Annotated in this window: 21 protein-coding genes and 1 tRNA gene; 15 read left to right on the top strand and 7 right to left on the bottom strand. The window is 61.6% G+C overall.

Annotated elements, in window-relative coordinates; all coding sequences use genetic code 11:
* Positions 1–80: 80 nt before the first annotated feature.
* From M5G17_RS14565 to M5G17_RS14540, 6 genes are all read left to right on the top strand, one after another.
* Positions 81–1,415 (top strand): T6SS immunity protein Tli4 family protein, encoded by a 1,335-nt coding sequence (locus tag M5G17_RS14565; RefSeq protein ID WP_273893591.1) that lies wholly within the window; start codon positions 81–83, stop codon positions 1,413–1,415.
* 73 nt (positions 1,416–1,488) lie between these two features.
* The gene (locus tag M5G17_RS14560) at positions 1,489–1,725 is read left to right on the top strand and encodes a hypothetical protein (protein ID WP_273893590.1); all 237 of its coding nucleotides are present in this window, start codon (positions 1,489–1,491) and stop codon (positions 1,723–1,725) included.
* A 190-nt stretch (positions 1,726–1,915) separates the two neighbouring features.
* Complete coding sequence (locus M5G17_RS14555) at positions 1,916–2,248, top strand: ribonuclease E inhibitor RraB (protein WP_273893589.1); 333 nt, start codon at positions 1,916–1,918, stop codon at positions 2,246–2,248.
* Between the two features lie 199 nt (positions 2,249–2,447).
* Positions 2,448–3,857, top strand: coding sequence for a circularly permuted type 2 ATP-grasp protein (locus M5G17_RS14550; RefSeq protein ID WP_273893588.1), 1,410 nt, complete (start codon positions 2,448–2,450; stop codon positions 3,855–3,857).
* Between the two features lie 3 nt (positions 3,858–3,860).
* The gene (locus M5G17_RS14545) at positions 3,861–4,811 is read left to right on the top strand and encodes an alpha-E domain-containing protein (RefSeq protein WP_273893586.1); all 951 of its coding nucleotides are present in this window, start codon (positions 3,861–3,863) and stop codon (positions 4,809–4,811) included.
* A complete protein-coding gene (locus tag M5G17_RS14540; protein ID WP_273893585.1) occupies positions 4,808–5,605 on the top strand; it encodes a transglutaminase family protein in 798 nt (265 codons plus the stop codon). Before M5G17_RS14545 ends, M5G17_RS14540 begins: the two co-directional genes overlap by 4 nt.
* A 3-nt stretch (positions 5,606–5,608) precedes the next feature.
* Here the strand turns inward: M5G17_RS14540 and M5G17_RS14535 are convergent, their stop codons facing one another.
* Positions 5,609–6,409, bottom strand: coding sequence for a cytochrome c (locus M5G17_RS14535; RefSeq protein WP_273893584.1), 801 nt, complete (start codon positions 6,407–6,409; stop codon positions 5,609–5,611).
* 538 nt (positions 6,410–6,947) lie between these two features.
* Here M5G17_RS14535 and M5G17_RS14530 point away from each other — a divergent pair.
* The gene (locus M5G17_RS14530) at positions 6,948–7,676 is read left to right on the top strand and encodes an amidotransferase (protein WP_273893583.1); all 729 of its coding nucleotides are present in this window, start codon (positions 6,948–6,950) and stop codon (positions 7,674–7,676) included.
* Positions 7,677–7,685: 9 nt separating this feature from the next.
* On the opposite strand, the gene M5G17_RS14525 is transcribed toward M5G17_RS14530, so the two are convergent.
* The 3 genes from M5G17_RS14525 to M5G17_RS14515 form a co-directional block, all read right to left on the bottom strand.
* The gene (locus tag M5G17_RS14525) at positions 7,686–8,657 is read right to left on the bottom strand and encodes a magnesium and cobalt transport protein CorA (RefSeq protein WP_130265714.1); all 972 of its coding nucleotides are present in this window, start codon (positions 8,655–8,657) and stop codon (positions 7,686–7,688) included.
* A 65-nt stretch (positions 8,658–8,722) separates the two neighbouring features.
* Complete coding sequence (locus M5G17_RS14520; RefSeq protein WP_273893582.1) at positions 8,723–9,445, bottom strand: lysophospholipid acyltransferase family protein; 723 nt, start codon at positions 9,443–9,445, stop codon at positions 8,723–8,725.
* Positions 9,446–9,566: 121 nt separating this feature from the next.
* On the bottom strand, positions 9,567–10,256 hold the full coding sequence (locus M5G17_RS14515; protein ID WP_273893581.1) for a crotonase/enoyl-CoA hydratase family protein: 690 nt from the start codon (positions 10,254–10,256) through the stop codon (positions 9,567–9,569).
* A 289-nt stretch (positions 10,257–10,545) separates the two neighbouring features.
* Here M5G17_RS14515 and M5G17_RS14510 point away from each other — a divergent pair.
* Together M5G17_RS14510 and M5G17_RS14505 are read left to right on the top strand one after the other, a co-directional pair.
* A tRNA-Ser gene (locus M5G17_RS14510) sits at positions 10,546–10,635 on the top strand.
* A gap of 71 nt (positions 10,636–10,706) precedes the next feature.
* Complete coding sequence (locus M5G17_RS14505) at positions 10,707–11,222, top strand: DUF6630 family protein (RefSeq protein ID WP_130265711.1); 516 nt, start codon at positions 10,707–10,709, stop codon at positions 11,220–11,222.
* A 90-nt stretch (positions 11,223–11,312) separates the two neighbouring features.
* Here the strand turns inward: M5G17_RS14505 and M5G17_RS14500 are convergent, their stop codons facing one another.
* Positions 11,313–13,442 carry a TonB-dependent siderophore receptor gene (locus tag M5G17_RS14500; protein WP_273893580.1) on the bottom strand — a complete coding sequence of 710 codons (2,130 nt, stop codon included), beginning with the start codon at positions 13,440–13,442 and terminating at the stop codon, positions 11,313–11,315.
* Between the two features lie 218 nt (positions 13,443–13,660).
* Complete coding sequence (locus M5G17_RS14495) at positions 13,661–14,041, bottom strand: hypothetical protein (RefSeq protein WP_273893579.1); 381 nt, start codon at positions 14,039–14,041, stop codon at positions 13,661–13,663.
* Positions 14,042–14,481: 440 nt separating this feature from the next.
* Between M5G17_RS14495 and M5G17_RS14490 the strand changes: the two genes are divergently transcribed.
* From M5G17_RS14490 to M5G17_RS14470, 5 genes are all read left to right on the top strand, one after another.
* Entirely contained in the window at positions 14,482–15,933 is a 1,452-nt protein-coding gene (locus M5G17_RS14490; protein WP_273893578.1) for a serralysin family metalloprotease, read from the top strand.
* Between the two features lie 117 nt (positions 15,934–16,050).
* Positions 16,051–16,362, top strand: a complete 312-nt coding sequence (locus tag M5G17_RS14485; RefSeq protein ID WP_273893577.1) for an AprI/Inh family metalloprotease inhibitor — start codon at positions 16,051–16,053, stop codon at positions 16,360–16,362.
* Positions 16,363–16,408: 46 nt separating this feature from the next.
* Positions 16,409–18,151 carry a type I secretion system permease/ATPase gene (locus M5G17_RS14480; protein WP_273893576.1) on the top strand — a complete coding sequence of 581 codons (1,743 nt, stop codon included), beginning with the start codon at positions 16,409–16,411 and terminating at the stop codon, positions 18,149–18,151.
* Positions 18,148–19,446: an HlyD family type I secretion periplasmic adaptor subunit gene (locus M5G17_RS14475; protein ID WP_273893575.1), complete on the top strand. Its 1,299-nt coding sequence runs from the start codon at positions 18,148–18,150 to the stop codon at positions 19,444–19,446. Before M5G17_RS14480 ends, M5G17_RS14475 begins: the two co-directional genes overlap by 4 nt.
* A gap of 12 nt (positions 19,447–19,458) precedes the next feature.
* Complete coding sequence (locus M5G17_RS14470) at positions 19,459–20,799, top strand: TolC family outer membrane protein (protein WP_273893574.1); 1,341 nt, start codon at positions 19,459–19,461, stop codon at positions 20,797–20,799.
* Here M5G17_RS14470 and M5G17_RS14465 read toward each other — a convergent pair.
* Positions 20,796–21,989, bottom strand: a complete 1,194-nt coding sequence (locus M5G17_RS14465) for an MFS transporter (RefSeq protein WP_273893573.1) — start codon at positions 21,987–21,989, stop codon at positions 20,796–20,798. The two genes, M5G17_RS14470 and M5G17_RS14465, sit on opposite strands and share 4 nt — an antisense overlap.
* Before the next feature lie 106 nt (positions 21,990–22,095).
* Between M5G17_RS14465 and M5G17_RS14460 the strand changes: the two genes are divergently transcribed.
* Entirely contained in the window at positions 22,096–22,983 is an 888-nt protein-coding gene (locus M5G17_RS14460; RefSeq protein ID WP_273893572.1) for a LysR family transcriptional regulator, read from the top strand.
* Positions 22,984–22,986 lie beyond the last annotated feature (3 nt).

The raw sequence follows: 22,986 nt of genomic DNA, 5'->3' as shown, positions 1-22,986 counted from the left end.
TTTTTGGGCCATGAATGCTCAAATCGCGCGCCTCAGCAAACGTGGGGCTGCAATGGCGCCCATCAAAAAAGGATTTTTGCGTGCGAGTGTTGGTTTTGATTGCCTGCCTGTGCCATTCACTGTTGGCAATGGCCGAAGTGGCGCCGCCGGATTACCAGACGCCCCCCGGCTGGCGCACCGAATGCATCGGCCGGGTGCAGTTCGATGTGCCCAAGGACATTGCCTGGCACCTTTCCAGTGGTTACTGGCAATACTACAATTTCGAGCTCCCCGACCCCACGATCACCCCCGGGGACAAGCAGATTGCCTACGGCGAAGGGGTGACTGGCGAGCTGCCCTTTCTGGTCGACATCGAGGTCAGTCCGTTGACCACCCGTGCACTCTACGAGCAGATCCGCTATGTGCAGAGCCTTACCCGTAACCCGGCGCAGGAACGGGTGGTGAAGGCACAGATGGAGGCGCTGGATGCCGCCATGATTGCGGCCCGTGACGATGAAACGCGCTACAGGGCCCTGAGTGATCAGTATTTCGACTTGCGTGAAAAGCTTGAGCGCATAGGCTACGTGAATTCCCAGCTGGTGGTGCTTGACGACATGATCAAGCAATTTACTGCCGAGGGGCGGCCGGTGGCGAAGTTGCAGGTCGAGCGCGATGCCTTCTTCAAGGAGCAAGCGCAGTGGCCGACCGATACAGAGTACGAACATGAGCGCTTTATCGAGCTGGGTGTACCGGATGCCTCTGCAAACTGGTATGCAGGCAATCTGACTGCCTACCTGTGGCGTGAGCAACGCATCTACCGTTTCAAATTCTACAGTGGCGCCAATACGGCTACAGACTCCGCTGCGCTGGCCCGGCTGGAGCCCAGGGCGCGTGCTGTGCTGGCCGCGTTCCGCACCCGCAAGCAATACGAAATCCCCCAGGACAACGGCTTCTGTGTGCCCTACGGCTTCATCGCCGACGATGGCACACCGCGACATGCCATCACCCTGGGCCTCAACCCGGCAGACAATCCCACGCTGCTGCACCGCCTGAGCATGAGCAGTGACAGCGACAAGGCCGTCGAGATGGTGCCGATGCTGCTGGATCGACTGATTGCCAACCCGTTTCCCATGCAGCTCAGTGTCGACAAGTTCGGGCCCTCCAGCGTGCGGATCGGTGCCGCCAAGGGCAGGTTCGGCGGCGCACGCTTTCGCGCTTATGACCCTGACAGTTTCGAGCCGGCGGCCGCTGAAACGTTCAGGATGGTCGCCGGTGTCTTGTCCACCGAGTACCAGCCCACCGTGGTGCTGGGAGTGATCAACGAACACGCCGAGCCGCCGCTTGCGTTCGAGCCCTCCAGGGACGATTTTCTGCGCACGCTGCAAAGCATCCGCGCGCTGCCGGGTGGTCACCGCTTCGAGCCGCAAGACGACTGAACAACCGCCTCTCGGCGAGGTCAACGGAAGGTAGGCCAGATTCACCCTGAACATCGGTACACAGGAGAGTCCAATGAAAGACTGGGTCGTTACCTTTGTTGACCAGAAGGGCGAGCGCACCACGCTGCCGCTCACCGCAGAGTTTGAGCCGAGCCTCGAAGAGGCGGCGCGGCTGATTCGCTCCCATCTGTATCCGGTCCTGGGTGAACTGGACCTCAATGATTTCCAGGACCGCGAAACCTCACCCACAGCCAAATGGCTGAAGGAGCAGAACGGGGTGGAGATAACGGCCATCACGCAAGCACCCTGAACCCGCATGCCGGCTGGCACGCCGGGCGATCAGGCGCTACGCTGCAGGCAAGGTCGGGCGATTTTTTCTGATTGCCCGGGCTTGCCGATCCACGTCACGCAACAGCTCGAATTGCCCCCGCACGGCTTGTGTGGCGGGCAGGTGCGTTTTGCACTGAAAGTCTATCCATCGGTAGTGAGGAGGACGATTCATGAGCAGCCAATACGAGGACATCAGCAGCACGGTCTTGCGTCGGATGAAAGAAGGTGGGTTCAACTTCGCGCAAATTCATCCCATTGAGTTTTATGCGGTATTTCCGGACGAGGCACGGGCGCGGCGAGCGGCAGGAAAGTTTCGCGGCGAATCACTCAGTGCCCAGGTGCACGAGCGCGATGACGGCGCCTGGCATCTGGAGCTGAGCAAGGTGATGTTTGCAACCTATGGCGGTATCGACGCGTTCGAACAGGATTTCGAAGCGGTGATTGCCCCGCTGGGCGGTGAAATCGAGGGCTGGGGCATCAAGCAGGAGCGGCAACTGGCCTGACGCCAGTAGGAGCGGGCTTGCCCCGCGATTGCAGTCGCGCGCTTCGCAATGAAGCGCTTACGTCAAAGCAACCGGAACGGTTGCACAGATCTGGTGCAACCGTTCTTCGTTTAAAACGCAACATATTGAATAACAAGGAATTATGCCGCTGGCACGGGGCTTGCGATGGCTCGGGTGCACGGGTGACAAGGAGTTCGGCATGATCCGCACTTTTTACGACGAAATGTACGCCGCTGACGGCCAGGTCCGTCCGCACTACCGGGAATTTGCCCGCTGGCTGGCCCAAACCCCGCCGGAGCTGCTGGCCCAGCGTCGACGTGAAGCCGACCTGTTGTTCCATCGCGCCGGCATTACCTTCACCCTCTATGGTGATGAGCAGGGCACCGAGCGCCTTATTCCTTTCGACACCATCCCACGTAGCATCCCAGTCAGTGAATGGCGGGTGGTGGAGCGCGGCTGCATTCAGCGGGTCAAGGCGTTGAACCTGTTTCTCGCCGACCTGTACCACGACCAGCGCATTATCCGCGCCGGAATCATTCCGGCCGAGCAGGTCCTGGCCAACGAACAGTACCAACTGGCGATGCAGGGCCTGGACTTGCACCGCGACATCTACTCGCATGTGTCCGGGGTCGACCTGGTGCGCGACAGCGATGGCAGTTACTACGTGCTTGAGGACAACCTGCGCACCCCCAGCGGCGTCAGCTACATGCTCGAAGACCGCAAGATGATGATGCGCCTGTTCCCCGAGCTGTTCGCCGCCCAGCGCATCGCCCCCATCGATCATTATCCCAACCTGTTGCTCGATACCCTCAAGAGTTCCAGCCCGCTGGATAACCCCAGCGTGGTGGTGCTGACGCCTGGGCGTTTCAACAGCGCGTTCTTCGAGCACGCCTTCCTCGCCCGCGAGATGGGCGTCGAACTGGTCGAGGGCGCCGATCTGTTCGTGCGTGATGAGCGGGTGTTCATGCGCACCACCGACGGTCCCAAGGCTGTGGATGTGATCTACCGGCGCCTCGACGATGCCTTCCTCGACCCATTGGCCTTCAACCCCGATTCGATGCTCGGCGTGCCAGGGCTGCTGGCAGCCTATCGCTGCGGCAACGTGGTACTGGCCAATGCCATCGGTACCGGGGTGGCCGACGACAAGTCGATCTATCCCTACGTCACCGACATGATCCGTTTCTACCTCGACGAGGAGCCGATCCTGAAGAACGTGCCGACCTGGCAGTGCCGCAAGCCAGAAGAGCTGTCCCATGTGCTGGCCCACCTGCCGGAGCTGGTGGTCAAGGAAACCCAGGGCTCCGGCGGCTACGGCATGCTGGTGGGCCCGGCCGCGACCCGTGCCGAGATCGAGGCATTCGCCGCGCGAATCAAAGCCCGTCCGGCGGCCTACATCGCCCAGCCGACGCTGTCGCTGTCGACCTGCCCGACCTTTGTCGAAAGTGGTATCGCCCCCCGGCATATCGATCTGCGTCCCTTTGTGTTGTCCGGGCGCGAGACCCGGGTAGTGCCTGGCGGCCTGACCCGGGTTGCCCTGCGTGAAGGCTCACTAGTGGTCAACTCGTCCCAGGGCGGCGGTACCAAGGACACCTGGGTGGTCGAGGATTAAGCCATGCTGAGTAGAACTGCCTCCGATTTGTACTGGATGTCGCGTTACCTGGAACGGGCGGAAAACCTCGCGCGGATGCTCGATGTCAGTTATTCGCTGTCGCTGATGCCCCAGGACGGTCGCGGCGACGGCCTGGATGAACTGGCCATGCCGCTGCTGATCACCGGCACCCTCGATGATTACCTGGAGCGCCACGGCCAATTGCATGCCGAGCGCCTGCTGCACTTCTTTGCCCTGGACCCGGAAAACCCGGCGAGCATCTACAGTTGCCTGGGCGCCGCACGGGCCAGTGCCCATGCGGTACGCGGGCGAATCACCGCCGACATGTGGGAAAACATCAACGCTACCTGGCTGGAGATTCGCGGTATCGCCGAGCAGGGCCTGGGACGTTATGGCATGAGCCGTTTCTGTGAGTGGATCAAGGAGCGTTCGCACCTGTTCCGCGGCGCCACCTACGGCACCATCATGCGCAATGACGCCTTTCGCTTCATTCGCCTGGGCACCTTCATCGAGCGCGCCGACAACACCTTGCGCCTGCTCGATGCCCGCTACGAGATGCTCGGCGACGAGGCCGAGGCGGTCAGCGACAGTTCGGCGCGCGGTTATTACCAATGGAGCGCCTTGCTGCGTGCGCTGTCGTCATTCGAGGCTTACACCGAAATCTACCGTGACGCACCGGCCGCTCGCCATGTCGCCGAATTGCTGCTGTTGCGCGCCGACGTGCCGCGATCGCTGCGGGCCTGCACCGAGGAAATCGACCAGATCCTCGCCAGCCTGCCCGGTGGCAATGGCCGCCCGGCGCAGCGACTGGCCGCCGAGGTGGACGCCCGCCTGCGTTACACCTCGATCGATGAAATCCTCGCCGAGGGCCTGCACCCCTGGCTGACCCATTACATCCCGCTGGTGCGTGAACTGGGTAATGCCATTCACAGTGCCTACCTGGAGGCTGTATGAGACTGACCATTAGCCACGAAACCGCTTACCACTACGAGGATCAGGTGCGCGCCAGCATCCAGTACCTGCGCTTGACGCCCCACGACAGCGAGCGCCAGCAGATTCTCAGCTGGCACTTGGAACTGCCGCGGCCTGTGAGGGCGCAACTCGACCCCTTCGGCAATATTCTGCATGTGCTGAGCCTGGAGGAGCCGCATAGCGACCTGGTCATTGGCGCCCGCGGCCTGGTGGACATTGATGAAAGCCGCGAAGCCGAGCACGAGCTGCAATCACCGCTGCCGTTTCTGCGCTTTACCCGTCTGACCGAGGCTGATGAGGCGCTGCGTACCTTCGCCAGCCAGCAATGTCGCAAGCGTCGTGATCGTTCGGCGCTGATCGAATTGATGAGCGCGCTGAACCAGCGCATGGTCTATCGGCCCGGCAGCACCGCTGTGGACACCAGCGCTGCCCAGGCATTTGCCGGCGGGGCAGGGGTTTGCCAGGACCATACCCATGCGTTTATCGCCTGTGCGCGCAGCCTGGGGGTGCCGGCGCGCTATGTGTCCGGCTACCTGTTCGACAGCGACAGCCAGCAGATGGCCAGCCACGCCTGGGCCGAAGCCTGGCTGGACGATGCCTGGTACAGCTTTGATGTCACCAATCAATTGGCCCGGCCCGAACGGCACTTGAAGCTGGCGGTTGGCCTGGACTACCTGGATGCCTGCCCGGTGCGCGGCATGCGCCGTGGTGGTGGCTACGAGCAGATGCACGCCAAGGTACTGGTGACACCGATGATCACTGCCCAGCAGCAATAAACATCAGGACTTGCGTGTGGCCATGTGGCGCAGGTAGGCCAGAAGGGCGTCCAGCTCGCTGTCGCTGATCACCGACTCGGCAAAGCCGGGCATCTTCGCTTGCGGCCACTGGCGCAGGCTTTGTGGGTCGCGGATATAGCGGCGCAAAAAGTCGGCCTGAAAGTACTCGGTCGGGTTGTGCGGCAGGTTCAGGTCCGGGCCGAACTGGGCGTCGCCGGCGCCGTTGAGACGATGGCAGGCCAGGCAGTTCTTCTGGAACACGGCAAAGCCCTGGTTGATCGGGTCACTGGCAGCCAGGCCTGGCGCCGGGCGCATGGCCGGGAAACGCTCGGCCACTGCCGCCAGGCGGCGAATGCTAGCGACCTGGAAAGGCCATTGTTCCGGGCTGATGCGCCCGGCTTGCGGGTGGGTCCAGACCAGATAAAACGGCCCGGCACCGGGTTTGCCTTTGGCCAGCGGTGGCCAGGGAAGTGCGGGGTCTTCAATGGCTAGCCAGGCCCGGGCAGGGCCGTCCTTGAGCAAGGGCGCGGCCGGCATCTCGGCGGCGAAGCCGTCCAGGGCGATGGCTTGCAGGTGATCACCGGCCTTGACCCCAGGCAGGAGCGCCGCCAGTGGCACCGCACGGTAGTGCATGGTTTTTTTGTAGGATACATCGTTGTCGATCTGGATATCCTGCGCCTGCGGGTGTGCGAGCAGTTCGGCGCTCTGCCAGTGACGGCTGCCGTCGCCCAGGTCGAGGGTCAATTGCGCCGCCTCTACGGGCAGGCAAAGCAGGGCGAGCAACAAGCTCAAATATTGGCGCATGGGCGGTCTCCAACCATCAAGGTCGGCAGATTACCTGCATACAACCGGCCTGGGCCAGGTACAGACCAAGGAGGGAGGGCATGCTGCTCAGCCGAACAGGCGCGAAAGGTTCGGCAGGATCAACAGCAGCGTGGTAGCAAAGAGTATGAGCCCGGCTTGACGTACTTTGTGTTGTTTGAACATGGCTGACCGCCTTTTTGTTGTTATTCCTGCGTGCCCAGTGGCTTCCTTGTCATCGATCTGGCGTACATCACCGAAACGTTTAGACGCGAACCGTTGCTAATGGGTATACAGCTAACCTTAGGGTCAACGTCACCCGTGTTTTAGAACGCTTTCGTCTGTACTTACTTTTTTCGATGTTTTTTGGCTATGAGGCTTTATGCCATCTCGTAGTTATTCCCTTGCTAGACGCCTGCGGGCCTCCAGCGAGTGGATCCACAGTCGATGACCGTTCGTCCGAGTATCATACTTGCCTGCGCGCCTGATTCGGGGCAGGCTTTACGGGGCAATCCCGCCTTTGTCGTTCAGGACTATCTCTATGTCGCTACGCATCTGCATCCTGGAAACCGACGTCCTGCGACCGGAGCTGGTCGAGCAGTATCAGGGCTACGGACGGATGTTCGAGCAGCTGTTTACCCGCCAGCCAATCGCCGCCGAGTTTCGCGTCTACAACGTGTTGAACGACGAGTATCCCGGGGACGACGAGAAGTTCGATGCCTACCTGGTCACCGGCAGCAAAGCCGACTCGTTCGCCAATGATCCGTGGATCGAGAAGCTCAAGGCATTTCTGCTGGAGCGTTATCAGCGTGGCGACAAATTGCTTGGTGTGTGTTTCGGTCATCAGTTGCTGGCGCTGCTGCTGGGCGGCAAGAGCGAACGCGCGCACCAGGGCTGGGGTGTGGGCACCCACCGTTACCTGATGAACGCCAAGGCGCCGTGGATGAGCCCGCAGGTCGAAGAGCTGACTTTGCTGATCAGCCATCAGGACCAGGTCACCCGCCTGCCGGACAACGCCACGGTGATCGCCTCCAGCGATTTCTGCCCCAACGCCGCCTATCATATTGGCGATCAGGTGCTGTGCTTCCAGGGCCACCCGGAGTTCATCCACGACTATTCACGGGCGCTGCTGGAATTGCGTCAGGACAGCCTCGGCCAGGAGGTCTACCGCAAGGGCCTCGACAGCCTGGCGCACGAGCACCAGGGCAGCACCGTGGCCGAATGGATGATGCGTTTCGTGGCGCACAAACCCCAGGGCCGTTCGGCCTGAGGCATGCCGTTATAGCCAGCCGGAGCGCTTGAAGCTGGCATACAGCGCCGTGCACCCCACGGCTATCCCGCCCAGCACGGCAAAGTAGCCGTAGTGCCAGCCCAGTTCCGGCATGTTCTGGAAGTTCATCCCGTAGATCCCCGCCACCGCCGTGGGGAACGCCAGGATTGCCGCCCAGGCGGCAAACTTGCGCTGCACGATGCTCTGGCGTGACGACTCCAGCAGCATGCCGATCTCGATGGTCTGGCTGGCGATATCGCGAATCCCGGCCAGGTCTTCCATCTGCCGGGTGACGTGGATCTGCACATCGCGAAAGTACGGGCGCATGTTCTTGTCGATAAACGGGAAGGTCAGGCGCTGCAGTTCTTCGCTGACCTCGACCATCGGCGCCACATAGCGGCGCAGACGCAGGATGTCGCGGCGCAAGCTGTGGATGCGCTGGATGTCCTCTTCCTTGAGCGAGCCGCTGAGCACGCTTTGCTCCAGCTCCTCGATCTCGCCATGAATCGCTTCGCTGACCGGCTGGTAGTTCTCGGTGACAAAGTCGAGCAGGGCGTAAAGCACGAAGTCTTCGCCGTGCTCAAGCAGCAGAGGCCGTGCTTCGCAGCGCTGGCGTACCAGGGCGTAGGATTTCGAGTGACCGTTGCGCGCGGTGATGATGTAGCCGTTACCGGCGAAGATATGGGTTTCGATGAACTCCAGCTTGCCTTCATGGCGTACCGGCGAATAGGTGACGATGAACAGGGCATCGCCGAAGGTCTCGAGCTTGGGCCGGCTGTGCTTTTCCAGCGCGTCTTCGATGGCCAGTTCATGCAGGTTGAACTGGCGTTGCAGGTTGGCCAGCTCCTGGGCGTTGGGCTCTTCCAGGCCGATCCAGACAAAATGCCCGGGTTTGCTTGCCCACTGGCTGCCTTCGTCGAGGCTGATGTTGGTGACCTTTCTGCCGGCGCTGTACACCGCCGCCGCAACGACTCGACCCATGGTTGTCCGCTTCTTCAATAAACCGTGCCAGTAGCTTGGGCTGACCAGCACGATTCGGCAACCACTCACGCCTGGGTCAATTCACCTTCCATGCGATCGATGCACTGCTGCATCTGCAGGCGGCACTGTTCGGCCAGGGCCGGCACGTCCTGCTGGGTGAGGCCGCTGGTGGCAATCGGCGCCAGTGAACGGATGATCACCTTGCTGCGGCGCCAGCCATTGAGGCTCAGGCGGCTGGCGTAGCGGCTGACGCACACCGGCACGATCGGCACGCCGGCCTCGACGGCCATATGGAAGGCGCCTTTCTTGAAGGGAATCAACTGTTCGCCCGGGTTGCGCGTGCCTTCCGGGAAGACCCAGATCGAGGTGTTGTCTTCGCTCAGGGTGCGGGTGGTGGTCTGCATCGCCCGGCGCGCCTGATAGGCGTTGCCGCGATCGACCAGGACATTGCCGCCCAGCCAGAACAACTGGCCGAACAGCGGGACCCATTTCAGGCTTTTTTTGCCGATGCACACGGTGCGCCGCGGTACCACGTGGCCGAGCACGAACAGATCGTGGTTGGACTGGTGGTTGGCAATGATCACGCAACCGGGCGGCTGGTCAAACAGCGGGCCGACTTCGGCCTTGATCTCGATGCGCATCAACCAGGTGGCAGGCAGGCCATAGAGGCGCGCACAGATTCGGCTGTTGTCCGGGTTGAACGGTCGGCACAGGCCAACCAGCACACCGAGAACACCGGCCAGGAGAAAATGCAGCCCCAACAGGAACATGCGGATAAGAAAGAGCATTCGTACGACTCATAGCTGGCAAACGCGGCGCAGTGTACGGATGTGCACTTCTATCGGCAAACGCTCATTGGGGTCGGTAGGCCTGATTACACAATTAGTTGCAATCAGGCCTTGGTAGGGGTCAGCCCAGGTGTTCCTGGTCGCGGATGATCGCGTCGTCGAGGATATCCAGCAGTGCTTTGCGCACCTTGAGCTTGGTGTGCTTGTGGGCGTTCATGTTGATCTTCTTCAACTGGCGTGCCGCCGCCAGCGCAGTTTCCTGCAGCTGTTCAATGGGCACTACCTTGTCGAGGAAGCCTGCGTCCACCGCGCTGAGCGGGTCGAACATCTCGGCGTTGATCACCGAACGGTGGAACGCCGAGCGACGCAGGCGATCACGGGCCAGTTCTATGCCGGCGTGGTGCATGGTCATGCCGATCTGCACTTCGTTCAGGCCGATGCTGAACGGGCCTTCGACGCCGATGCGGTAGTCGGCCGAGAGCAACAGGAACGCGCCTTTGGCCACGGCGTGGCCCGGGCAGGCGACGATGATCGGGAAGGGGTGCGAGAGCATGCGCCGGGCCAGGGTCGAACCTGCGGTGACCAGGCTGACGGCTTGCTTAGGGCCGGCAGTCATGACTTTCAGATCATAGCCACCGGAGAGAATGCCCGGTTGGCCGGTGATGATTACCACCGCGCGGTCTTGCACGGCTTGGTCGAGGGCGGCATTGAAGGCCTGGATGACGTCAGGCGAGATGGCGTTGACCTTGCCGTTGTTCAGGGTCAGGGTCGCAATGCCGTCTTCGAGGTGGTAGGTAATCAGCTCACTCATGACAGGGTTCCTTTAGGGAGAGTGGGGCAGACGTTACTCAGGCAAGTGGCCCAGGTAAAGCGCTGTGACTGACTGGCCGGTCAGCCTGCAAGGCGCTTGCCTTGTCTGGCGGGCCCGGGCAGAACCGGGCTGCCAAAGCACGCCAGAGAATGGCGGCTTTGCCCTGTGTGCTCGGTTTTTTTGCCTGATTGGCTTAAGCGCATGAAAATTCTGAAAAAAACCTTTGCCATCAGAACCTCTTTCGACTACATTAGCGCGCCTCGACAGGCTGAATAGCTTGAAGAGAAACGGTGAAGTGTCCGAGTGGCTGAAGGAGCACGCCTGGAAAGTGTGTATACAGGAAACTGTATCAAGGGTTCGAATCCCTTCTTCACCGCCATATCTAGAAAAGCCACCGACCTGAACAAGGCCGGGGGCTTTTTGTTTTGCCCATGAAAAAAGATGTTTCAGATGCTCAAAGAATGTTTCACCAAAGCGCAGATCCTGGCTGCAGAACAACTGCTGACCTTGATCAGCCCGACGGCCGAAATGGCCAGCCAGCATGTGCAGGCCCTGCGCGAGGTCGAGCTGGATGAAGATGACGCCGAAGAGTTCGAGGACGATCCGCAGCAACTGATGTGGATCGTCAAGGATGTGGCTGACTGGGAGTCGGTGTTCTTTGTCGACTGGAAGGACACCGAGTCGTTCGTGCAGAGCGTGCAGGAACTGGCACAGGCGCGCGATGCCGAAGTCACGTTCGGTGTCGAGGACGCGGAGGATGAAGACTTCCTCGAAGGCACCACCGTACCGGAGCTGATGGTCATTGCTCACGACGAACTGCACAAGCAGGGCCTGGTGTTGTGGAACTGGTCCACCGACGGCGACTGCTACAGCGGCTTCATCACCCCTGCGGATGTGGCGGCGCGCCTGGTCGAGCTGGGCGAGGTGCTGGAAGTGGAGATTCGTGAGGGCAGTGAGCCGTTCTGAAAAAGTGCTGCTTTCATCGCGGGTCAGGCCCGCTCCCACAGAGGATAGTGATTATCCAGGTAGGAGCGGGCTTGCCCCGCGATAGGGCCCTCAAAAACTGACAGTAGCCGCAACCCGTGCTGTCCGTGGCGCCCCCTGAAACAGATATCCATCCCCCAGGTACTCTCCAGCGTCGCGCCAGTAGCGTTTATCGAAGACGTTATCCACCATCAGCCGCAACACGGTGTCGTAGCCGCCAATCCGGGTGCTGTAGCGACTGCCCAGGTCAACCACCGCGTAGCTGCCCACTGCCACCGTGCCCGCCTGGTTGGCGTACTTGCTGGCGCTGTAGCGCGCCCCACCGAGCAGGGCCAGGCCCGCAACCGGCAGGCTATAGTCGGCCTGCACGGCAGCACGGAAGTTCGGTACGTTCAGCGCTTGATGATCTTCGTAATCCGCCGTGCCGCTGTTCTTGACCCGCGCCCGAATCGCTGCGGCGCTGGCATTGATCTGCAGGTTCGAGGTTAGCCAGCCACTGGCGCCCAGCTCCAGGCCGATGTTCTTTTGCTGGCCCTGCTGCACATACGTGAAATGACCCGCACCGTCAGGTTGTGAATACTGATAAGCCTGGCGCAACTGAAACAGGGATGCGCTCAGGCTCAGGCGCTGCCAGTCGCGCTTTATGCCGACTTCCAGTTGATGGGACAGGGTCGGGGCGAGGATCTGCGCGCTGTTGCTGGTAAACCAGGGGGCGGTACCGCCGGAAGACAACCCTTTGCTGTAGCTGGTGTACAGCGAGATATCGGCGCGTGGTTTGTAGATCAGAGCAGCGTTGGGTAGCAGTTGATAGTCACGGGTGTGGCGGCTGGGGCTCCCGTCTTCAGCAAAGGTCTTTTCATCCAGGCGTACCAGGCGCGCGCCCAGCACGGTTTGCCAGTGTTCGTTGAAGCTGAGCCGATCGCTGACGAATATCCCGTACTGCCGGCTATCGAGCCTGCGCGTGCTTTGGCCAGGCGACTTTTCGGACGGGTCCAGTATCGGTGTTTGTTGGTAGATGTTGCCGCTGCCGATCCACTCATTGAAATAGGGGCGCTGGTCGAGGGTTCGGCGCTGGGCGCTGCTGCCAACAGTCAGTTCATGGCCAATACCCTGGGTATCGAAGCGGCCATTGAGCGCCACCTGGGCTTCGTCGGTGCGCCGGGTATCGTCGGGGCTGCGGTAGTCATAGATGTCATAGTCGCCTGATTCACTGAAGTGGGCGCCCTCGCTCGAACCCCAGGCAAACGAGCTGTAGTCATCGATCACCACCTTGCTGCGCGAGGCGCTGACGATGCCTGTCCAGTTGTCACTCAAGCGATATTCGAAGCGTCCGCCAAGGTTGAGCGAATCGATGCTCACCGGGTTGGCCCAGTGCTGGTAAGCCAGGCGATCGTGCGGGTCGATGCCGTGGGGCAGGCTGTTGCCACCGAGCAACTGATAGCCGGGCACTGAACGCTGCTCACGCTGCTGGTACTCGGCGTCCAGTTGCAGCACCGCGTCGGGGTTGATCTGCCAGTCGAACGCCAGGGCGGCGAAATCACGCTTGCCGTCGGCGTGATCGACATAGGAGCGGATGTCCTCGTGCGCCAGGTTAGCGCGCAGGCCAAACTGGCGCTGGCTGCCGAACCAGCCGCCCAGGTCGGTGGCGATGTAACGCTCACCCTGCTCGTTGCTCGATACGGTTACCGAGTGCACCTCCTCCGGACGCTTGGTGACGTAGTTGATCAGCCCGCCTGGTTCCGCTACGCCGCTTTGCAAGCCCGACAGGCCCTTGAGCAGTTCCACTTGTTGTTTGTTTTCCAGGGCCACGTTCTGCTCGCCGGCGATGGTCTGGCCGTTGATCTTGTAGCTGCTGGCGGCGTTGAGCTCGAAGCCGCGTACGTTGAAGTTTTCGTAGTAGCCGATGGGTGCATAGCTTTCGCCGACCGAGGCGTCGCTTTGCAGCACTTCGCTGAGCTTGCGTACCTGGCGATCGGTGAGCAGTTGCTCATTGAACACTGCAATCGATGCCGGGGTATCCAGCAGCGGGGCCGGCTGCCAGCCGCCGACCGCAGCCTCGCGGGCCTGATAGCCCTCGCTGTAGGTTTCAGACACCTGCACCGGCGCCAGGGTGATGCGGTCCTGGGCCAGGCTGTGCGAGGCCGGCAAGGCCAGGCTCAGGCTAAGCAGGCGCACGGGCAGGCGAGGGCGGGGCAGGGTCATGCAGAAGCTCCTTGAAGACGAACACAGACGCGCCGTTATCGTTCGGCTGCTGTCCACGGGCTGGGTGCCCGATACGCAGAGGGGAATGGCGGGCAGGGTAAACCTGCCAGCATTGCGCCGGGCAGGCAGGGGCGCAATCTTAGCAGGGGCTACTGGCTGGCGGCGCCCCTGTTTTCAATCGATTGCCATTGTCATGAACGAACCAGCGCCACTTGGATTCAGCCGATGGCTGCCGTCTGGGCATGACGCCGCCAGTTGCCATCGATTTTCGACCAGGTCTTCTTGTCGGTTATGGCCATCAGCTTGCGGCCATCCTTGAAGGTTGCCAGGAAGGTTACCTCCTCTTCCTTGCCGCCTAGCCACAGGCCGGCGATCAGCCCGACCGGGCCTGCTACCAGTGCGCCCGCCATGCCCCAGCCCAAGGCTCCGCCCAGGCTGCGGCTGGACTCCAGATTGGCCAGGACCAGATCGGTAATGCGCGTAAGGGCGATTTTCTCGCCCGGTGAGGGGCTGCGGGCGGTCTTGAGTGTGAGCGATCCATTGCGGTACTCGCCTTCACCTTGCAAGAAATCGCCGGATTGGACCGTGAGTCTTGTCATAGGGGCATCCAGGTTCAAAGGGCTATTGACCAATCCCTACTCAGCGCCAGCGGCCGACACAAGTCAATGCTCAGGCGACGGAGGGTCAAGGGGGCAGTTGTAGTCAAAAAGTTATACGCACAATCGCAGTGCATAGAACAGAAGTATATATAGGTCGCTTTTCTGTAAAAAAACTTCGACTTTTACTATAAAACCCGGTGGTCACAACTCGTCTTGGTACACTCTTTTGAGTGTATTTCGTTTGCGCAAATTGACCTGCCTAAGTTGGTGTTTTTGCAATCTGCCTACATGAATATTTGGCGTCAAAAAAAGCTGGACAGCTCATTTCGTAGTGTGTCAGTTTTCTTCGGCCTCAAGTAAGGCGAGTGATAGGACGATCTCGCCGCGGGAGCGTCCTATCGGACAACAACTGCTTTTTGTGTAAACAAGGAAGTGTCTGTATGTCTAAAGTCAAAGAGAGCGCTATTGGTTTTGCCGGTTCTGTTTTGCAGCCGCACGGTGCGAGTTCTGCTTACGGCCTGATCAATAGCTTCAGCCATCAGTATGATCGTGGCGGCAGTGCCCTGGTCAATGGCAAAAAGTCGTTCACGGTGGATCAAGCGGCAGACAACCTGCTGCGTGCCAACGCCGCCTGGGATGACCTGAACGACAACGGTAGCATCAACCTGACCTACACCTTTCTGACCTCGGCACCCGCCGGGTTCGGCAGCCGTGGGCTGGGTTCCTTCAGCGCCTTCTCGGCGCAGCAGAAGGCCCAGGCCAAGCTGTCCATGGAATCGTGGGCGGATGTTGCCAAGGTGACGTTTGAAGAAGCGCGTTCAGGCGGCGACGGTCACATGACCTTTGCCAACTTCAGCGCCAGCAACGGCGGCGCCGCGTTTGCCTATCTGCCTAACAGCGCGCGCAAGGGCGAGTCCTGGTACCTGATCAACAAGGATTACCAGGCCAACGTCAACCCGCAGGACGGCAACTATGGTCGTCAGACCCTGACCCATGAGATCGGCCACTCGCTGGGTCTGCTTCATCCCGGTGACTACAACGCCGGGCAGGGCGTCCCGACTTACAAAGATGCGGTCTACGCTCAGGACACCCGCGGCTACAGCGTGATGAGCTACTGGGGTGAGGGCAATACCAACCAGAACTTCACCAAGGGTGGTGTTCAGGTGTACTCCTCGGCGCCACTGATGGATGACATCGCGGCCATCCAGAAGCTCTATGGTGCCAACTACGCGACGCGCTCCGGCGACACCGTGTACGGCTTCAACTCCACCGCTGAGCGCGATTTCTACTCGGCCACTTCGGCTTCGTCGAAAATCGTTTTCTCGGTGTGGGACGGTGGCGGCAACGACACCCTGGACTTCTCCGGTTTTACCCAGAACCAGAAGATCAACCTCAATGACGCGTCGTTCTCCGATGTCGGCGGCATGATCGGCAACATTTCCATTGCCAAGGGTGTCATCGTCGAGAACGCCATCGGTGGCTCGGGCAATGACCTGCTGATCGGCAACGCCGTGGCCAACGAGCTCAAGGGCGGTGCCGGCAACGACATCATCTACGGCGCCGGTGGCGGTGACAAACTCTGGGGTGGTGCCGGTTCCGACACCTTCGTCTTCGCTGCCAGCAGCGATTCGACCCCGAGCAATCCCGACCGGATCATGGATTTTGTCAGCGGCCAGGACAAGATCGACCTGTCGGCAATCTCGGCCTTTGCTGTCAACAAGCTGCCGCTGCAGTTCGTTGATGCCTTCACCGGGCATGCCGGCGAGGCAGTGCTGAGCTTCGATCAGGCAAGCAACCTGGGTAGCCTGTCGATCGACTTCACCGGCAACAGCCTGTCTGATTTCCTGGTGACCACCGTAGGTCAGGCGGTCGCCACGGATATCGTGGTCTGATAGCAAACTGAAAGGGCGGCGCTGCTGCGCCGCCTTTTCTGAGGCAGGCAGATAATGGTTCTCAAGCGAATGTTCGCGCTCGCCGCGATTCCCCTGATGTTGATGACCGAGGTTGGTATGGCAAGCAGTCTGTTACTTCCCACTCCCGCGCAATTGGCCGGTGACTGGACGTTGTACCCTGAAGGTGACCGGGCTGCCGGTTGTGAGCTGCAACTGGACGCCTCGCAAAGCTTGCGCGGCGACCTGGACTGCGTGGAAAAGCTGATTGGCGCGCGTCCCGGTGGCTGGCTGCCGACCCCCGACACGGTGGCATTGCTCGATGGCAGTGGCAGCGCACTGGTGCACTTCAATCGTGACGCGCCAGGTCTTTTCACCTGGACTTCGCCATCGCAAAAGATACTGTGGTTGGAACGTAAGAATAAAGATTAAAACCTTGTAGGTGATTGCCGATTTTTCAGGGATAGAAAGGCGGACGATGAACAGGCCGAATAATAAAGCCGGGGCGCTCTTGTGGGCGGCGCTGGCAGATCACAAGTCCACGCTCATCAGTGTGGGTTGTTTTACCGCATTGATTAACCTGCTCATGCTGGTGCCCTCGATTTATATGCTGCAAGTCTATGATCGAGTACTGTCTTCACAAAATGAGACCACCCTGTGGATGTTGACCTTGATGGTGGTCGGCTTCTTTATATTTATGGGTGCGCTGGAGGCGATCCGCAGTTTCATTGTTATTCGAGTGGGCAACCAGTTGGAACAGCGCTTTAACCTGAGCGTGTATAGGGCGGCCTTTGAGCGCAACTTGCGTCAGGGCGATGGTCAGGCCGGGCAAGCGCTCAATGACCTGACCCAGGTGAGGCAATTTGTCACCGGTCCAGCACTCTTTGCCTTCTTTGATGCGCCGTGGTTTCCGATCTATCTGGCGGTGATGTTCCTGTTCAACGTCTGGTTGGGCGTCATGGCCTGCGCCGGGGCGTTGCTGCTGATTGTTTTGGCGGTGCTTAACGAGCGCCTGACCCACAAGCCGCTGATTGAAGCCAGCGGTTTCCAGCAGCAGTCCACGCACCTGGCAAGCAGTCAGTTGCATAACGCCGAGAGCATCCAGGCCATGGGCATGCTTGGCGCCTTGCGCCAGCGCTGGTTTGCCTTGCATTCGCGCTTTCTGACCTTGCAGAACCAGGCCAGCGACACCTCGGCTGTCATCACCGCGATCAGCAAGTCGTTGCGCTTGTGCCTGCAGTCACTGGTACTGGGCCTGGGCGCCTTGCTGGTGATCGAAGGGCAGATGACGCCGGGGATGATGATCGCCGGCTCGATCCTCATGGGCCGGGTACTGAGTCCCATCGATCAGTTGATTGCCGTGTGGAAGCAGTGGAGTGGGGCGCATATGGCCTACAAACACCTGGACGGCCTGCTGCGCGCGTTTCCCGAGCCGCCAGCACCGATGGCCTTGCCGGCGCCAAGCGGGCGTCTGAGTTTCGAGCAGGTCAGTGCCGGCCCGCCAGGCAAGCGCGTGGCCACCTTGCAACAGATCAGCTTCAACCTGGGGGCCGGGGAAGTGCTCGGCGTACTGGGTACTTCCGGATCCGGCAAGTCGACCCTGGCCAAGGTGCTGGTAGGCGTCTGGCCGACCCTGGCCGGCACCGTACGTCTGGACGGCGCCGACCTGCACCGTTGGGACCGCGAGGACCTGGGCCCGTACATTGGCTACCTGCCGCAGAATATCGAATTGCTGCGCGGCAGCATTGCTGAAAACATCGCCCGCTTTGCCGAGCTGGACGGCCTCAAGGTGGTCGAGGCTGCGCGTCAGGCCGGCGTGCATGAGCTGATTCTGCGCCTGCCGCAAGGCTATGACACGCGCCTGGGTGAAGACGGCGGCGACCTCTCCGGCGGGCAGAAGCAGCGCATCGCCCTGGCCCGCGCGCTCTACGGCGGGCCGAGCCTGATTGTGCTGGATGAACCCAACTCCAACCTCGACACCAGCGGCGAAGCGGCACTGGCCACTGCCATTGCGCAGATGAAAGCCCAGGGCCGCACCGTGGTGCTGGTGACCCATCGCTCGGCCGCCCTGGCCCAGGCAGACAAGTTGCTGGTGCTCAGCGAAGGCCGTATGCAGGCCTTCGGCCCGGCCAATGAAGTCTTGCAGGCCCTGAGCCGGGCTCAGGAACAGGTGCAGCGCCAGCCCGCCAATGCCGCGCTGGCGACCGGAGGTGGCGCATGAGTCGCGTGGACAAGAGTCGCGGTGCCCGTTTTTATGTGCGCCTGGGTTGGTTGCTGACCCTGGTCGGCTTTGGTGGTTTCATCGCCTGGGCGACCCTGGCACCGCTCGATCAGGGCATTGCCGTGCAGGGCACGGTGGTGGTCTCGGGCAAGCGCAAGGCCGTGCAGTCGGCGGCCGGCGGAGTGGTCAGCCGCATCCTGGTCCGCGAAGGCCAGCGGGTAACCCAGGGCCAGCCGCTGTTTCGCCTCGACCAGACCCAGGTTCAGGCCGATGTTCAGGCGCTGCAAGCCCAGTACCGCTTGGCCTGGGCCAGCCTGGCCCGTTGGCAGAGCGAGCGCGATAACCTCGGCGAAATCATCTTTCCCGAGCAACTGAGCAGTAACCCCGACCCGCAGTTGAGCCTGGTGCTGGAGAGCCAGCGCCAGTTGTTCAGCAGCCGCCGTGACGCCCAGGCCCGCGAGCAGGCTGCTCTGAAGGCCAGTATCGATGGCGCGGTGGCGCAACTGGCCGGCATGCGCCGTGCGCACGGTGACCTGCAGGCCCAGGCCGACTCGTTGCGCGAGCAACTGGAGAACCTCAAGCCGCTGGCCAGCCAGGGTTACATTCCGCGCAACCGCTTGCTGGAGTACCAGCGTCAGCTGTCCCAGGTCCAGCGCGACCTGGCGCAGAACAGCGGCGACAGCGCGCGGTTGGAGCAGGGCATTGTCGAGTCGCGGCTGAACCTGCAACAGCGCCGCGAGGAGTATCAGAAGGAAGTGCGCAGCCAATTGGCCGAGGCACAGCTCAAAAGCGTGACCCTCGAACAACAGCTGACCTCGGCGGGCTTCGATCTGCAACACAGCGAGATTCTCGCACCGGCCGACGGTATTGCGGTCAACCTCGCTGTGCATACCGAGGGCGCGGTGATACGTGCCGGTGAAACCCTGCTCGAGGTGGTGCCCCAGGGGACTGCCCTGGAGGTCGAAGGGCGGCTGCCGGTCAACCTTGTGGATAAAGTCGCAATGCAGTTGCCTGTGGATATCCTTTTCACCGCCTTCAACCAGAGCAGCACGCCGCGGGTCTCCGGCGAGGTGGCGTTGATTTCCGCCGACCAGTTGCTCGACGACAAGACCGGCCAGCCGTACTACGTACTGCGCAGCAGCGTCAGCGAACAGGCGTTGGCGCGCCTTGACGGTCTGGTGATCAAGCCGGGCATGCCGGCGGAATTGTTCGTGCGTACCGGCGAGCGCTCGATGCTCAACTACCTGTTCAAACCCCTGCTCGACCGGGCAGGTACCGCGTTGACCGAACAATAAGGAAGTCCGTGCATGAAAAGCTTGATGACCGGGCTGCTGGCGGCGTTCGCCCTGACAACAGGTGCGCACGCGCAGACCATGGGGCCGTTTCAGGTGTATGAACAGGCGCTGCACAAGGACCCAGTGTTCCTTGGCGCGCTCAAGGCTCGCGAAGCCGGGCAGGAAAACCGCGCCATTGGGCGCGCCGGCTTGCTGCCGAACCTGTCGTACAACTACAACAAGGGCCGCAACGATTCAAAAGCCCGTTACCTTGGCGATTCGCGGCGCGAGGATGAGGACCGCCGCTACAACAGCTACGGCTCGACCTTCATCCTCCAGCAGCCCTTGCTCGACTACGAGGCCTATGCCAACTACCGCAAGGGTGTGGCCCAGGCACTGTTTGCCGACGAGGAGTTTCGCGGTAAAAGCCAGGAGCTGTTGGTGCGGGTGATGAGCAGTTACACCCAGGCGTTGTTCGCTCAGGACCAGATCAGTATCAGCGTTGCCAGCAAGCAGGCTTATCAGCAGCAGTTCCAGCAGAACCAGCAACTGTTCCAGCAGGGCGAGGGCACCCGTACCGACATCCTCGAAGCCCAGGCCCGCTTTGAGCTGGCCGACGCCGAGGAAATCCAGGCGCGTGATGATCAGGATGCGGCCCTGCGTGAGTTGGGCGCGCTGATCGGCGAGCCCGCAGCGTTGATCGAAGAGCTGGCGCCGCTAAACGACGGTTTTACTCTGCTGACGCTGCAACCTGCGACCTATGAGGCCTGGCATGATCTGGCCCTGGCCAACAACCCGCAACTGGCGTCCCAGCGCCAGGCCCTGGAAGTGGCCGGGTTCGAAGTGGAGCGCAACCGCGCAGGCCACCTGCCCAAGGTATCCGCCTACGCCACTTCGCGGCAGATGCAATCGGACAGTGGCAACACCTACAACCAGCGCTACGACACCAACACCATTGGCATCGAAGTCAGCCTGCCGCTGTTTGCCGGCGGTGGGGTGTCGGCGGCCACCCGTCAGGCCAGCCGCAACCTGGAACAGGCCGAGTACGAACTGGACGGCAGCACCCGGGCAACCCTGATCGAGCTGCGCCGTCAGTACAACGCCTGTCAGTCCGGCGTCAGCCGCCTGAAGGCCTATGAGCGGGCGCTGACCTCAGCCCAGGCGCTGGTGCAATCGACGCGCCAGAGTGTACTGGGGGGCGAGCGGGTCAACCTCGATGTACTCAATGCCGAGCAGCAACTGGCGACCACTCGCCGTGACCTGGCCCAGGCCCGCTACGATTACCTGCTGGCCTGGATCAAGCTGCATTACTACGCCGGGACCTTGCGCGAAGAGCACCTGGCCCAGGTCGATGAGGCCTTTGTGCGCCGTTAGGCGGTACCCAGGCGCACGGCGCGTTGGCGTTCGGCCAGGCCCCAGACCAGCACGGCCAGGGCGCCGATGCTCAGCCCGGCGACGACGATGCCGTCCCAGCCATAACGCTGGAACAGTTGCGTGCCCAGCAACGAGCCAAGTGCGCCGCCGATGAAGTAGCAGGTGATGTAGCCGGCATTCAGGCGGTTGCGGGCTTCCGGGCGCAGGGCAATCACGGCGTTCTGGTTGCTCACGTGGACCAGTTGCACAGCAAGGTCGAGCAACAGCACACCGGCCAGCAATGCCACCAGCGACGACTGGGCAAAGGCCAGCGGCAGCCAGGAGAGTAGCAGCGCCAGCAAACCCACCGTGGTGCCTAGCGGGCCTTTGCCACGGTCGGCCAGGCGTCCGGCCCAGTTGGCCGACAGGGCGCCGGCGGCACCGGCCAGGCCGAACAGGCCAATCACCGCATCGGAGTAGTGGTATGGCTCGGCTGACAGCAGAAACGCCAGCGGCGTCCAGAACAAGGCGAACAGGCTGAACGACAACAGGCCCAGCAACGAGCGCAAACGCAGGATCGGCTCATCGATGAACAGGCGAAACACCGAACCCAGCAGCGCCGGATAGCTCAGCCCGGCATGCTGATGGCGCTCGGGCAGGGCGCGGAACAAGGCGATCGCCGACAGCCCCATCAATGCCGCCGCCAGCAGGTAGATGCTGCGCCAGTTGCCCAGCTCGGCCATGAAACCTGCGGCCGTGCGCGCCAGCAGAATGCCCAGCAGCAGCCCAGTCATCAGGGTGCCGACCACCCGTCCGCGTTGCGAGGGGTCGCTCAGGCCAGCCGCCATGGGCACCAACACCTGGGCAACCACTGAAAACAGGCCGGTGAGGGTGGTGCCGATCAGCAGCCACGCCAGGCTTGGCGAAAAGGCGCTGATCAACAGGCCCAGGGTGCTGATGGCAATCATGCTGACGATCAGCTTGCGTTGCTCGAACAAATCGCCCAGTGGCGCGAGCAGCAACAGCCCGGCGCCGTAGCTCAGTTGCGCAGCGATGACGATGGCCCCGGCACTGGCGGTGGTCAGGCCGAAGTGTTCGGCGATGCTGTGCAGCAGGGGTTGTGCATAGTAGTTACTGGCGACGGCAAGGCCGGTGGCGGTCGCCATCAGCAGAATCAGGCCGCGGCTCAGGGTGTGGCTGGAAGAGGTCATGGACCGTCTCGATCAGTGGCAGTGGGGAAGTGACAGTATCGGAAATGCGCTAGCATGACGCCAATGTATCGTTTTCATTCTATCCATCTTGAAAATAGATCAATCCATGAACCTCAAGCAGATTGAGTATGCCTTGGCGGTGGCCGATACCGGCAGCTTCACCCGCGCCGCCGAGCGTTGCCATGTGGTGCAGTCGGCCTTGAGCCATCAGGTTGCCCGGCTCGAAGAGACCCTTGGCGTCAGCCTGTTCGAGCGCAGTTCGCGGCGCGTGCGCCTGACTCCGGCGGGCGAAGCCTTCGTGCACAGCGCCCGGCCCGCGCTGGAAGCTACCCGGCGGATTGCCGAGGATGTGGCCGCAGCCTGTGGTGAGGTGCGCGGGCAATTGTCCGTCGGCGAGATTACCTCGCTGACCGAACTGGACCTGGTCGATCTGCTGGCCGATTTTCATGCTCAGCACCCACGGGTGGATATCCGCTGGCTGATGGCCAAGAGCGAACTGTTGATTGCCGATGTGCGCGAGCGGCGGCTGGACGTGGGCTTTATCGGGGTCTGGCCAGGCGAGCGACTGGACGGTGTCGAGCACCGCCTGCTGGCCGAAGAACAGTTGGTGGCGGTGATGGCCGCTGAGCATCCTTTGGCGGGTGCGGCGCGCTTGTCCCTGGCCGATCTGCAAGCACAGCCGTTGGTGGATTTTCCGGCTGGTAGCGGTGCCCGTCGGCAAACCGACGAGGCCTTTGCCGCCGCCGGGGTACGCCATCGGGTGCAGTTCGAAATGACCAATATCCGCCTGGTGGAAAAATTCGCCAAGCGTGGCCTGGCCGTCGGCCTGGTGCCGGCGCGGATCGCCAACAGCTTCAACGGCGTGGCGGTGGTCGCGCTCGAGGATGCGCCGGTACGACACGTGTATGCGATCTGGTCGACGCACCCGACCCCGGCCGCCAGGGCCTTTGTCCAGTTGATTGAACAGCGCCTGGCAGGCCGGGAGTGTCATTGACCG

It is taken from the genome of Pseudomonas rubra (assembly GCF_028656935.1).
Lineage (GTDB): Bacteria > Pseudomonadota > Gammaproteobacteria > Pseudomonadales > Pseudomonadaceae > Aquipseudomonas > Aquipseudomonas rubra.
The sequence above is the reverse complement of the archived record's forward strand: the minus strand, read 5'-3'. Positions and strand labels throughout refer to the sequence as shown.

Excerpts from the sequence above, each read along its gene's own strand:
- M5G17_RS14560 (WP_273893590.1), top strand. The coding sequence starts at position 1,489 with ATGAAAGACTGGGTCGTTACCTTTGTTGACCAGAAGGGCGAGCGCACC.
- M5G17_RS14555 (WP_273893589.1), top strand. The coding sequence starts at position 1,916 with ATGAGCAGCCAATACGAGGACATCAGCAGCACGGTCTTGCGTCGGATG.
- M5G17_RS14550 (WP_273893588.1), top strand. The coding sequence starts at position 2,448 with ATGATCCGCACTTTTTACGACGAAATGTACGCCGCTGACGGCCAGGTC.
- M5G17_RS14545 (WP_273893586.1), top strand. The coding sequence starts at position 3,861 with ATGCTGAGTAGAACTGCCTCCGATTTGTACTGGATGTCGCGTTACCTG.
- M5G17_RS14540 (WP_273893585.1), top strand. The coding sequence starts at position 4,808 with ATGAGACTGACCATTAGCCACGAAACCGCTTACCACTACGAGGATCAG.
- M5G17_RS14535 (WP_273893584.1), bottom strand. The coding sequence starts at position 6,409 with ATGCGCCAATATTTGAGCTTGTTGCTCGCCCTGCTTTGCCTGCCCGTA.
- M5G17_RS14530 (WP_273893583.1), top strand. The coding sequence starts at position 6,948 with ATGTCGCTACGCATCTGCATCCTGGAAACCGACGTCCTGCGACCGGAG.
- M5G17_RS14525 (WP_130265714.1), bottom strand. The coding sequence starts at position 8,657 with ATGGGTCGAGTCGTTGCGGCGGCGGTGTACAGCGCCGGCAGAAAGGTC.
- M5G17_RS14520 (WP_273893582.1), bottom strand. The coding sequence starts at position 9,445 with ATGCTCTTTCTTATCCGCATGTTCCTGTTGGGGCTGCATTTTCTCCTG.
- M5G17_RS14515 (WP_273893581.1), bottom strand. The coding sequence starts at position 10,256 with ATGAGTGAGCTGATTACCTACCACCTCGAAGACGGCATTGCGACCCTG.
- M5G17_RS14505 (WP_130265711.1), top strand. The coding sequence starts at position 10,707 with ATGCTCAAAGAATGTTTCACCAAAGCGCAGATCCTGGCTGCAGAACAA.
- M5G17_RS14500 (WP_273893580.1), bottom strand. The coding sequence starts at position 13,442 with ATGACCCTGCCCCGCCCTCGCCTGCCCGTGCGCCTGCTTAGCCTGAGC.
- M5G17_RS14495 (WP_273893579.1), bottom strand. The coding sequence starts at position 14,041 with ATGACAAGACTCACGGTCCAATCCGGCGATTTCTTGCAAGGTGAAGGC.
- M5G17_RS14490 (WP_273893578.1), top strand. The coding sequence starts at position 14,482 with ATGTCTAAAGTCAAAGAGAGCGCTATTGGTTTTGCCGGTTCTGTTTTG.
- M5G17_RS14485 (WP_273893577.1), top strand. The coding sequence starts at position 16,051 with ATGGCAAGCAGTCTGTTACTTCCCACTCCCGCGCAATTGGCCGGTGAC.
- M5G17_RS14480 (WP_273893576.1), top strand. The coding sequence starts at position 16,409 with ATGAACAGGCCGAATAATAAAGCCGGGGCGCTCTTGTGGGCGGCGCTG.
- M5G17_RS14475 (WP_273893575.1), top strand. The coding sequence starts at position 18,148 with ATGAGTCGCGTGGACAAGAGTCGCGGTGCCCGTTTTTATGTGCGCCTG.
- M5G17_RS14470 (WP_273893574.1), top strand. The coding sequence starts at position 19,459 with ATGAAAAGCTTGATGACCGGGCTGCTGGCGGCGTTCGCCCTGACAACA.
- M5G17_RS14465 (WP_273893573.1), bottom strand. The coding sequence starts at position 21,989 with ATGACCTCTTCCAGCCACACCCTGAGCCGCGGCCTGATTCTGCTGATG.
- M5G17_RS14460 (WP_273893572.1), top strand. The coding sequence starts at position 22,096 with ATGAACCTCAAGCAGATTGAGTATGCCTTGGCGGTGGCCGATACCGGC.